The organism is Pantoea rwandensis (assembly GCF_002095475.1).
Taxonomy (GTDB): domain Bacteria; phylum Pseudomonadota; class Gammaproteobacteria; order Enterobacterales; family Enterobacteriaceae; genus Pantoea; species Pantoea rwandensis.
On record NZ_MLFR01000015.1, the window covers coordinates 62,044 to 74,252 of the forward strand.

The following is a 12,209-nucleotide window of genomic DNA, read 5'->3' on the forward strand; positions in this document are numbered from 1 at the left end:
TTATCAGAGAAAGTATAGCTTCTACAATAGAGGCAGTAGAAACACGCCAAGAAGCTGCATTATTTTTTTATGTTCATCTGCTGTTCTATATTTGATCCTATTTAACAAAGGCTTTTCACTATTGAAAAGCCGAACAAGATAAACAGCTAGGGTTTCTGGCGGCCAATTTATTGGCTCTTCATTATCCAGTTCATAACCAAACAATTGATATGCTAGACTTTTATCAACTTTCCCTTGATTGTAATTTATCGTCGAAAATAAAAAAGCTTGGTAGGGCATAGCCAAATCGATATAAATTGCACAAAGTAGATCCATTTGTGTTTCAGCATATTCAAAAGCATACAAGCGATGCTGCCCATCAATAATAGAAAGAACTTCCGAATGTTTAGGCACCTTTATTGTGTATAGGTTCTCTGTAGTTGTTGGTTCAACTAAGCATCTTTCGTTTTCTCCAGCATATCTACCTGATTTTAAAAAATTTGCCCCTAGAATTATTGAGTTAGGAAAAGCAGCAGACTCTCCATCAATAAACTTTGATATTTCGTGTAACCTTTTATTATTCAGTAAACGCTGAACACCTTGGATAGTTCCATTTACATTCTCGGCCTTCAAGGAAAAACTTATTTCCTTTAGAGTGACAGAAGGTATAACACATGCATAATAATCAGCAAATGGCTGGGATACTTTCATTGCTAAAAATTCATGATATCCACTCATTCTAAGCCATCTCCATTTAGTTGAGTAACGGGGTGTTCTGGAGAAATTGCCGCCTCATCGAGGCCCATACCTTGTAATTTATCACTATCCAATACTATGCCACCAACAAGATTGTTTGCATCCGTATTTACGATATATTCCTTTTTCCTAATATTTGTGAATATCCATAAAAAAATCGATAACACTCCTCCCCAGAAGACCTGAGGGGAATCGCCTGTTGGATTTTTCAATGCAAAGAATGACAGTATAAATGCTACTACCCAAAGGAAAAATGCTGCATATTCCTTTACTCGGCTATCACTACCGTCATCATTTAATAAATCATCTGAGATAATATTTTTCTCGCACTCTGAACTATCTTTCTTTTGTATAAAAAACTCAGCAGCAATCCCACCCAACAACCCTAAGTTAAACATAAATAATGAAAAATTCTGAAAAAGAGTAATATCAAGAGATGAGATATACAAACAAACCACATTAACAGATTCAACTATTTTATCTGATTGTATAATCCCTCCCGATGTTGTTGTAATAATGGTATTTGTTGGTACTATTGTTTCACAGACAGGGGAGAGGTCTAAAGAGTATAACCATGGAGCCCATATCCCTGCACTAGATATAAGCATAATAACTAAAAATGAAAATATAAATTTTGGATTTTGTACTACTTCATATATTACAGACAGAAGGAAATTCCATAATAAAAACCAATACTTAAAATATCCTTTTTCATCAATCTTTAGCCTATTGATTGATAAGTAATATTTTGTACAAGTAAGGAATTTTTCTATTTTATTCATATAATTAACTCCCAAAATGCCTTGTCACGCATCTTCTTGACCTTTTTATCTCCATCAATATACAAACTAAAATGCTTCTCAAGCTGCCGAATCTGTCCCATCAAAGACTCCTGCTCACCTTTATCATCGACGTTAAATACCGCCTTGATATCCGCATTCTTAATTTCAGAAACACGATGGATCACCCACGTTAAAATATAGGAGGCGTAATTATTTTCACCAGTCTTAAAGTGGGTTATCTCCTGCGTTGACAGGATCGCACCAACACCATACTCACGACCTTCTTTAAGGATCTTCCTAAGGCTGGCAAAATCTTGGCGCATAAAGTTATCGGCTTCGTCCACCAGAATCATTTTGGTGAGTTGACGATAATCCCCTCGCACCACTGGTTTACCGCGCTTTTGCATCTGCGCGTAAAAAAGATCCAGTGTTAGCGCGACCACCAGGTTTTGCACTTCTGGCGGGTATCCAGCCAGTTCAATCACGGTGACGCCGTCAATCAATTCGTACAAGCTGGTCATCTTCTCCGGGATGGTCTCGAATATCTTGTAACGCGCCAGTTTAGAAAGTGCTGCGTAAAGTGAATCTTCTTCAACCTTCTCCTGATCGAGGAAGCGCTGCCATACATCTTCAATCGTCGGTGCAGTCCTTGACCATGTTGTCGGATCCTCCGGCGAAATACCTGCAGCTTCGTAGCATTCTAAAATTAGATTTTCTAGTTTGAGCTGCTGCTTATGGCCCAGCCCATAAGCTTTCGCCATTGTTTCCGATAGTCCACCAGCGGTGTGAATTGGTAGCATTGGCGTATCGCCAAACAGAGATAAGGGGTTGTAAGGCAGCTTAAATAATTTGTACTTTTTGGCCCCCGTAGCATTAATAAAAGCTTCGTCAACATAGTCTGATTTGTAGTCGAAGATCAGCAAACCAATAGGTTTACCATCAACGTTGCAAGACTGATTACACATCAACTGTGTGATCAGCGATTTAGTAAACTGAGTTTTACCGGTGCCCATCGTCCCAATAATACCGGTATTGGTATTCATGAACTTCGCGGTGTTGGTTGGCTCCCAATGTAACGGACTCTGACGCGCAGCATCATGACCAAACAGGATCTGTAATGGGGTATCGCTAATATCAGTAGTCGCCACAGGCACAGCAGGCGGTAACGAATCCGGTTCCGAAATGGATTGAGCAGTAGTCGGCGTTGTGACTTCTACCACGACTTCGGGTTCTAATGGACAGGCATCACACTCTGGCTTAAGCCGGTATTTTTCTGGCACCCGGTATCGTTCGGCAAGAGGTAGTTCATCCCCCTGTGCGGCAATCAACGAAGGCAGCAGTGAATATGGGATCTCAATCTGTAAGATATTCTCCGCTGTCTCTTTATAAGAGAGATCGAAACAGGTTGCGCTGTCCACATGTGCCACGACGAAGCCGTCCACATAGTCTGCCAACTCACCTAATTGATAGTCTCCCGTTAACCACCATTCACGTCGTTCCAGTAAGGGAGTAAGTTTGTCGCTGTCCAGCACGCCATACAGGCGCAGTTTCTCCACCTGCATCAGCACCTGACGAATAAAGAGCGCGCGGTACAATTGTGATGCCAGCGTTTGTGGTTCCAGAATATCCTGCTGTAAATAGCGTTTAAGCTCACGAGCCTGTTGGCCTGCATAGCTATAGTCAGGTCGTGCCCCTGTTTTAACTTCTAATGGCAACAGATAAAGACAGTTTTCTTTAAACCCAACAAAAAGCACGTCGTCCGATATTGCTCCTTTGCGATAACCCTGTAAATTTCGGGACAAATCGCTCTCTTTCATTTTCAGTCCAACGTTGCCGGATACGCGGATCATTTCGGCTACAGATAGCGGGATCCAGCAAATATCAGATTGCTGCAGCATGGACTGCACAAATTTATATGCACCAATAATACCGTGCTTTTCTTTACGCTCTCTATCGTTTGAGCGCAGCATCTTGAGCAACCATTCGCCGTTAAAGGCGTTAAATTCGGCCAGTAGATGCTGGCTGTCAACGGAGTGCTGCCCTGTCTGAAGCAGGCGTAAGAACAAATCAACCTGTTTAGTTACGGTGACAGCATCATAGCCAGCGCAACTGGTATATTGGTCAGAGTAGTGGATAAGAACCACATCTTTCTGGTTTGTGAAAAAGTCTAGAGTGACTTTGGGATCAATAATTGTGGTCCAGAGTGCACTATTGTAGGAGTAATTGAGTAGCTGTTTAAAATTGCCGCTAACAGCAAGACCGATCCCTTGTCCGTGGTATTGGCTATTACTTTGACGCGCAGGCTGCCACAGGCAGCCAATTAATCGGGCAAGGCGTAAGGCACTGTATTGCTCAGTGTTCACATCACGCAAGCCAAACGCGGTAAAGTAGGCATCCCCTTGTGTTTCAGCACCTTCTCCGGCGATCAGGCCATGACACAATACTCCGCTTGAAGCATCTTCAATACGAATCTGACGGCAATCTACCGGTGCCGTGTTGGTGAAAAATGCCAAGTGTGCATATGCCATCTTGTCACTTTCTGTAGGCAGGATAAATTTACTGAACGTTAAACGGCTACGTAGCAAATCAATCAGCATATCGGCTTCAGCGCGCCATACGCCGCTGTTTAAATCGAGATCATTCTTAAGATGCTCATAGCTTCCGCTTTCTGCAAAATGATCGAACATATTGGGAAGCAGGCGTTCATCGTAGCAGTTCACATGCACTGAAATAGCATGCTCTTTTTCCTGTTTGAAATATTCCACTATCCCAAGAAATAGCTCTTTAGCGCTCCCTTGGTTGATGGCATTAACAATTAATGAATTATTGCCAGCATTTTGGAACAACCGACCGTAGGCATCAGTGAATTCATTGAGTTTATCTTTTACGAGACGTTTAACGTAATCATGGCTAACCTGACGCTGAGGGACAACATCAATCCAGAAACGGTTTTCCTCTACAGGCTGTAGTTGCGCGTATTCATGCTCATTATGGTAAACAAATGGCATTAAACCGGAAACCATCAGGCGATCAAGAGTAATCGGCGGAAGGGTTGAAAATGATGATGATGTATGCTTTTCAAATTCATCGACGATGCTCTCTGCCAGTTGTAGATGGTAAGCCAGCACTAGAGGATGTAGCGGTGAAAGGCGCTCGTGGCTATCATCGCGGCAGATGCCCAAATTCAGTAGACGTTTCTCATGCGCAGTCAACGCCTTACTTAAGCCAATCTGCAAGAGTGCCTGCTCAAACGTATTGATAATGTGGTTCACAAGAGAGCGATATTCTGCCGACCACGACACTAGGCTTGGCAAAGTGTTATGGCGCTTGAAGTAAGCAAATAACTGTTCATAAGCCTTATAAAGGTCAGGATGACTGGTTAGAAGTTCACCCAATGCAAACTCGCTATTGTTGCTTCCGGTCCCCAGCAGATGTCGCTCGATTAATGAAGCTTCCAATAAAAGTAACTGCTGACGAACACCGACGACATTATGTTCAGTGTTATCTAGGATGATACGTCCCTTGAGGCGGCTCCAGGATGCATTCCCCTCCTCTTTAAACAGCTTATTAAAGCGACTCTGATCGAAAAGCAACGGTAGCACTAAGCCTTCTTCTGCCCCCGGCCCCTCAATGTTAATTAACAGACGATTTTCGCCTGACGCGAGCATAAACTGAACCAAGTCACTTTGATTCGCCAGCGTTTCAAAATTCACCTGTGCATAGAGCTGAGAATCTATACACTCGCTCTCTTCATCAAGTACATAGGTTAGGTTGCCTAACTCGGCAATGCGCAGTACGTTATCCTCCAACTGCAGCGTTATCTGTCCTTTTCCCGGCTCAATACGATAGCAATTCTGAATATCGTTTAACCAAAATTGTCCTTGCTCTACAAGTAACAGACGGAATTTGTATTCTTCGGCTGAATTATTGCGATTAGTCAATTCGAGGCTAAAGAAACACGGATGCCCGTTAAAAGGCACGGACGCCATAATGCGGGAATTCTTGCCTCCCGCCCGACTGGTACGCAAGAAAGATTCATTTTTAAGTTGACGATGATGGCTAATCTTTATCTGGTTATCCTGAAGATCGTTCCCTTGGAAGCTGAACTCGAGCTCCACAACTGATTGTCCAGGCAGTACCTGCACAAGTAAACTAATATCGCGTTTACCAGCCTTACTAGTGCTTTTCACGCGTTGCCAAATCTGACCATTTTCAACAGAAACGTTTTCCAGCACTAATTTCTGTTCACTGTTTTGCTCTTTCTCTTTCCTGTAGTCAGAGAAATCCAGTTCACGCCAGTCATCTTTATCGACAAAATGTTCCTGAATGAATTTCGTACTAAATTCAGTCAATACATTCTCCAACTGCCCACTGTAGCGTTCAACGCTATCTTCTATCTGCCGATACAATTTCCGGTTTTCATTCAATCTGGTGCGTAGTTGTTTTTGACTGTAGTTAAGTAGTTCATCGTCTCTAAAAAGGTGAAGCTCGGAAAAATCCAGATGCCCGTCATCTAGCAGACGATATAGAGAGGAGAAACCAAATACAGTAGCGCCTTCATCCAACACCGTCGCGAGCTGATCATCTAGCAAGCAGCGAGACAATTCTGAACGGTTACTACCAGCGGTTATGAGTTTTCCAAGTTGGTAGCTGAAGGTTTTTGGGTACCAAATTGCATCGGGGGCCGCCACATCTTTCGTACTATTAATCAGTGTATCAAGCATACTGTTGTGAATAATCAAAAGTGCTGTTTGGGCAAAAACACCGCTTTGTCCTGAAACTTCATCACGAAGATGTGAGATATAGTTTTCCGTGAATGCTGGAGCTACAACTCCGTGCAGTACTGGAATAAGCTGAATTCCATTGCAGGATAAATAGTAAACCTTCTGCCCAGGTGAAATCTCCAACTGATTTCCCTCAGCCAGAGAAGCAAATGCCTGCCAGAGTTTTAAACCATTCTCTGGATCAGGAGATTTGAACTGATAACGTTCACCAGCTTCGATTATGCCCCCAACCCAGTTAATGAAGGTCTCCGCTAAGTAGGTTTCATACTGTTTTACGGACATATACGGCATCTCCACTGTCACTCATTCGTTCTACATTTCCCATACGCTCGTAAAAAGCTACCAATGTTTGCGCCGACTGGTTATCTAGATAAAAACCACGCTTTTCAAAACCGCGTAACAGTTCATGAAGCCGGAGTTTGTCATTTTTACCTACAGTGAGATTAGTCAGTAACAACAAGCGATCTTGATTGAGCACCAACACTTTCCCAGCACGGCCACGCACCTGAATAAAATCATTACAGATCTGATTTTCTAGTTCGTTAACATAATTTCGATTCACGGTAGCACGGTCATTTTTTTTACCCTGAAACTGTTCAACTGAAACAGACAATAACTGTTCAAATGCATTTTCAATGTTTGTGGCGGATTCACGGCGGGGGAGGCCGCGAACTAAAATAAATTCTTGCAAATAAGAGTTGAGTGCATCCAATACCTGAGAATATGAGTCTGAACGATTAAGTGTATCCTGATAGATCTGCCACAATGGACGTTTTTTTTGTCCTTTCCCCCATTGCAAAACTTCCAGAGCAGAAAGTATCGGAAAAAGCTTTTCGCTTTGACTGGCGAAAAGTTTATAGCCATAACGCTTTACTTTTTCTCGTTCGGAACTGGCTTTCTCGCTATCAAGTATAAAAAAAAGCGATTTGCTTTTCGGTTCACCGTCTTGCCAGTTGTCTACATTGAGAGCCAATTGAGCACACCAAGAAAAAGCATATAAGCGCAGAGTATTGGTTAATTCTTGCAAAAGGTATTGCGGGTGTTCAGCCAGAAATGCCAAGTCGTCCTGAAAGCATTCTACCATATATGGGAGATAGGATTGTTCTTCCGCAAACGGCCCTCTTCCCAACAACTTTACTTTTTCATTTAGCTTATTCAGCATTTGCTGCTCAATGAAGTTCAGCCTGTCCTGTATAGGATAATTAAGGCTAAAATCTCCCATTAAGTTGGCAAACAACGTGCCAAGACGTTTGTCCGCAGTTGACCCTGCACTTATTTTTTCTCCCGAATATTGAGCATGAAAGAGTAAAAATAGTGGAGAAACTCGGAAAATATCTTGGTTAGAAAAATACATACGCTCTAACACCGGCCAAAATTTAGGCTCATCAAGCAGCTCCTGCATGTGAGCTTTACAATCATCACGGAATTGGTCGGGTTCATAAGCTTCAATTTTGCGTTTCAAGGCATAGCTAAGGGCTAAGCCGGTAACAAATTGCCAGCTAATATCGTTGTTTTTATTTCGCACTGGCAGATAACTATCTAGCTGATTGTTACCTACTTTTAATTCGGTTGCGATAGGATACATTCTACTATCCCTCCATGCCGCTAATAGTGATCATATCGTCATCCGCCTTTGCACGATAAATTCGTTTTCCGCCATCGTAAAATTTAATTTCTTTACTTGATTTAGCCTGTTCAGCAATAAGTTCTACAATTTCATCCAGCAGTACAATGGCATTTTTGTCATATTTATTTGGCCGATAGCCATTATTCAGCTTATCCAACAACTCAAAAAGATTCAGGCCGATATGGACATGTGGTAATGAGGTTTCACCAACTTTTAAATAGACATCAAAGCCAGCTGGGTGAGCAGTATGTTTGTTACGAATTGTATCCCAGTCAGGTCTTACTTCTACAGGAGCAGTTATTTTGACACCACCAAACTCCCCCAGAAAGAAATCTTCTTTATGTATACTTAATTCGGGTGCTTTACGGTTGGCGTAGCGCTGAATGCCAGCGATAAGTTCGAATGCATAAAAACGATTCAATATTTTTTTCTGTTCTGAATCTGCGGTGTAATTTTTATGCTGGTGCCAAATTTTTGAGTAGCGTTCGAACAGTGATTCGTTGAAAAATGCGGAAAACTTTCGATGATAATTGTTTCCCAGTGATTCGTGTTGTAATAGCCAAAAAAGTCGAATCAAAGAGACAGCATCCCCGGGCTTGACGTTTTGCCGGTCAAACTTAATGTGCAAAGGTTCAAGTGCAGTCAGAAAATCATCAAGATCGTCGTCAACCAACCCAAGCTCATAGCGTAAAATAAACTGATCCAGTTCATAGCTGTGCAATCTGGAGGGATCAAAATCGGAAACTTTTTTGATCAGATCATTTTCTTCACTATTAAAGAGGTTATCAAATAAATAACCGGGACCAGTTAGCAGATGATGCAAAAAATCCAACAATGTTCTTGTTGTAACAAACTGGTCTTTAATTAATCGAGACTTAAATAACTGAGTAATTAATACATCCTGAACTCCAGACATGCAAAGCAGATTGAAGTTAGCGACTGTAATTAAATCAGATTGTGTTGCTTCATTTCGTCTAAAAATAGTATAAAATAAATTACCATCATCTTTTCCAGTTAACTTAATTAGCAGTTTTTTTATAAATGATGAATACTGTCTTCCTTCATCAAATTGGAATTTTGGGTAATTTTCAAAATCAAAAAAATAACAATTACCACTGTTAAATGGACCGCTATTTTTTTTCTGCTTAGATAAAAACTTATCAATGACTAAGCGAAGCGACTCATGACGATCAGCCCCCTCTCTGGCAAAATTGGCCAGCATCCCTGTATTGACGCCTATCAACAATGGGCATGATTGCTGATGGTTGTCGAACAAATTGTTCAATGCATCAATGGCAGTTTGTTGAGGTGCAAAACTGTGAGTAGCATCAAGATGAAAAGAAAATCGCTGATTATATTTTAAATTTGACTTACAGCGAGTTAAAATTTCAGACTTACCATCCCCACTACTGCCACACAAAAAAATTATTTCATTGGGTTTGGCTACATCCAAATGACGCAGCAAATCTTCTTCAATATCTTGTTGAACAAAGAGTTGATCCTTTAACTGATCAAACACGTCTTTTTGGCGCTGTCTTACCGTGGTGACTGAAAACGAAGATGACTTCGCGAGTACACCCAACGCCTTGCGTAATGTGATTGCGTTCATAACTTCATGTTCTCAATAAAAGAATTATCTTATTGTATACAAGCTAATCTATGATCACTATATTCTTTTTACTCTCTTTAAAAGTGAGCATCTGTCTCATCATCGAATCCTATGACGTTGACCACATTAGACTTACTGACTATTCGTTATAGGAGGTCTAATACCTAGACTTAGAATGGAAACCTCATAACATTTAGAAAGCACTAAAATTTGGATATTTAAAAGATGTGTTAAGACGCCTTTTAAAATTTTAATCGTATGATTACCTGACCTTAAGTGTCGATATTTTTTCTTATTTTTCAATAACTTGATGGTATTTACACTAACCTTATAGCTATCAATATGGTCCCCATACCACTGTAATATCGCCCTTCCCTGATCCATAAACTGCACAGGCTTGTACTTACCCCGGATCGCGCTCTTGTCCACATGTGCCAGCTACGACTCAATCCATGCCGCAGCCCTGCTAATGCAGGATATTACTAATCATGTGCCGGAAACAATGAACTGTCGCCCTCAATTGATACCTAATTCGCTTTACCACCTAATTAATACTCACTTCATTCATTATCTTGGTTATGTAATTACGTCCCGGTAATACCTGCGAATAACGCCCGTAACAGCTTGGATTTCGTGTAATGCTTAAACCGCCTGATTTGACACGAAACGCTGCATCTTACTTCGTTCTTTAGGCACTTCCTAAATCTCTTTATCAAGGTCAAGACCAAACTCTTTCTATTCCGCCAAGCGTAACTAAATAGTGCGCATGATCTGGGCCTTAATAATTTAATTAAGTATGGGTTTCAGATGTTGAAGAATGTATTGCTTCTCTGAAAATCCATACAAGTTTACTTAGTTGCTTAAATTCTTTATAGTCAAACCCCCTTGGTTATCACCAAGAGGTGCTTGAGCCTATGCTTCTAATGGCCATATTTTTGGAGACATTTCAGCAATGTCTTCACAACGTTCAGATATCCAGTCAGGACTCCAATAACGGCCTTTATTTCCACTATTATAAATTTCAGCAGTAGTCGGGAAAATAGAATTACTGTATTCATCTTGCTTTGTAGAAAAAATACTATTTTTTATTTTTTGGTTTATTTGCCTTTGTAATAAGGTCATATTACCTAGATTATACACGTAATCTTTTATAGTTGTTCCTTTTGGGATTATTATATTAGGATCTTGCTCCCATTTAGTTGTATCCTGCGGCAAAACATGCTCTAAATGTATTTCGGAATAATTGGGTATACTTTGACTATTATTGATGTGAAGATAACATTTAGAAAGTATATATTTAGCAATTTGATTATCTTGCGTTTTAAACTGCATTATCGCTTGTTTAAAAGCATTATCACCAACTTTTTCAGCCTGACTTGCAAAAGGGGCTAAAATAGTTTCGTCATCACAGTCTTTCCGCATCCTTAATAAAACTTCATCAAATATTTTTTTTGCCCCTCCTACAGAATAATCGCAAACAGTTATCCATCGAAAAAGAAATGAGAGACTTAGCTTACATAATGGGACTATCAAATCCTGTCTCTTTTCATTAGCAAACATTATTAAAGGGTAGCAAGTAGTATATTTAAGGGAGTTAATCTCACCACAATAAGTTAAATATTTTTGCTTGGTGTGTAAACACCCAGGGAATGTTAATTCAGATGAGGCATATATGGATAATTTAGAAGCGAGGTCTTTAAGATTACCAGAAAAATCTAAAATGTCATTATCTACGTTGTCAATATACCTTCCAACATTTTTATATAACTCTTTTTTAGTAATATTTTGCCCCTGTATTGCTTCCCAATAGACTCTCAAGAAATCCACAGAAGAAAGCCTACTACTTTCAACATCTCCTATCATTTCATCCCAATTAGTCAGTAATTTTTCACTTTTTTTTGTATCCCCTCCAGCTCGCATCAAGATCTTATTTTTTACCAAATCAGAAACACTTAAATCCATTCCCTTTGAATTTAAGGACTCAAATAATAAAAAAGCATCATAATCAGTTTCTACTTCAATAGTAATAAATTTTAATTTTTTTACAATGTGCACCAAAACATCATTGAGTTGTTGCAGTGCATCCTCATCAGTAAACTCTTCCAAAATACACTTTGAAAATATCTTTTTAGTTTTTATCAATCTTTTATCACTTTTAACTATTCTTTGCTTGTTTTCTGTAAAGCAAATATTTTCTTGCTCCTCGTCAGTTATTATCTGTTGAAACAAGTCATCGTCTTTTCTGTTTAACCGCAAAAAATAATTGTCAGGTTCACTCGGTTCTCTCAATCTTGCCCGTGATATGCCAGATATTTTTCTGGCTAAAGCTTGGTTTTTTTTATCCCTAAGAGCTTTGTTGAACACTTCTGGACTGTTAGGAAAGGCTTCACCTAACGATGCAATAACTGAAAAGAGAATTGAGAATGTAGCAAGCCTTTGTTGACCATCAACTATATCAAAAATATCACTACTATTACTGTCTTTTTTTAGCACCACTGTCCCCATGAAATATTCTGAGCTTTGCTTATACGAAGTTATTATATCTAACCACAAAGTTTCCACTTCACTTATAGTCCATGCATAGTCACGCTGGTAATCAGGGACGCAATATTGAGTTTCTAATCCAGATAATATTTTCTCCAAACTTTTACTTTCTGGTATTATATTCATTA

Annotated in this window: 6 protein-coding genes; all 6 read right to left on the reverse strand. The window is 40.0% G+C overall.

Annotated elements, in window-relative coordinates:
- Nucleotides 1-21: 21 nt before the first annotated feature.
- On the reverse strand, nucleotides 22-717 hold the full coding sequence (locus tag HA51_RS15110; protein WP_084935446.1) for a DGQHR domain-containing protein: 696 nt from the start codon (nucleotides 715-717) through the stop codon (nucleotides 22-24).
- The gene (locus HA51_RS15115) at nucleotides 714-1,517 is read right to left on the reverse strand and encodes a hypothetical protein (RefSeq protein WP_084935447.1); all 804 of its coding nucleotides are present in this window, start codon (nucleotides 1,515-1,517) and stop codon (nucleotides 714-716) included. The genes HA51_RS15110 and HA51_RS15115 overlap by 4 nt, the downstream gene beginning before the upstream one ends.
- A complete protein-coding gene (gene dptH / locus HA51_RS15120; RefSeq protein WP_084935448.1) occupies nucleotides 1,514-6,583 on the reverse strand; it encodes a DNA phosphorothioation-dependent restriction protein DptH in 5,070 nt (1,689 codons plus the stop codon). The genes HA51_RS15115 and dptH overlap by 4 nt, the downstream gene beginning before the upstream one ends.
- Nucleotides 6,564-7,886: a DNA phosphorothioation-dependent restriction protein DptG gene (dptG, locus tag HA51_RS15125; RefSeq protein ID WP_084935449.1), complete on the reverse strand. Its 1,323-nt coding sequence runs from the start codon at nucleotides 7,884-7,886 to the stop codon at nucleotides 6,564-6,566. Before dptG ends, dptH begins: the two co-directional genes overlap by 20 nt.
- Nucleotides 7,887-7,890: 4 nt before the next feature.
- Nucleotides 7,891-9,537 (reverse strand): DNA phosphorothioation-dependent restriction protein DptF, encoded by a 1,647-nt coding sequence (gene dptF, locus HA51_RS15130; RefSeq protein WP_084935450.1) that lies wholly within the window; start codon nucleotides 9,535-9,537, stop codon nucleotides 7,891-7,893.
- Between the two features lie 912 nt (nucleotides 9,538-10,449).
- Complete coding sequence (locus tag HA51_RS15135; RefSeq protein WP_084935451.1) at nucleotides 10,450-12,207, reverse strand: DUF262 domain-containing protein; 1,758 nt, start codon at nucleotides 12,205-12,207, stop codon at nucleotides 10,450-10,452.
- Nucleotides 12,208-12,209: the final 2 nt, after the last annotated feature.

Excerpts from the sequence above, each read along its gene's own strand:
- HA51_RS15110 (WP_084935446.1), bottom strand. The coding sequence starts at position 717 with ATGAGTGGATATCATGAATTTTTAGCAATGAAAGTATCCCAGCCATTT.
- HA51_RS15115 (WP_084935447.1), bottom strand. The coding sequence starts at position 1,517 with ATGAATAAAATAGAAAAATTCCTTACTTGTACAAAATATTACTTATCA.
- dptH (WP_084935448.1), bottom strand. The coding sequence starts at position 6,583 with ATGTCCGTAAAACAGTATGAAACCTACTTAGCGGAGACCTTCATTAAC.
- dptG (WP_084935449.1), bottom strand. The coding sequence starts at position 7,886 with ATGTATCCTATCGCAACCGAATTAAAAGTAGGTAACAATCAGCTAGAT.
- dptF (WP_084935450.1), bottom strand. The coding sequence starts at position 9,537 with ATGAACGCAATCACATTACGCAAGGCGTTGGGTGTACTCGCGAAGTCA.
- HA51_RS15135 (WP_084935451.1), bottom strand. The coding sequence starts at position 12,207 with ATGAATATAATACCAGAAAGTAAAAGTTTGGAGAAAATATTATCTGGA.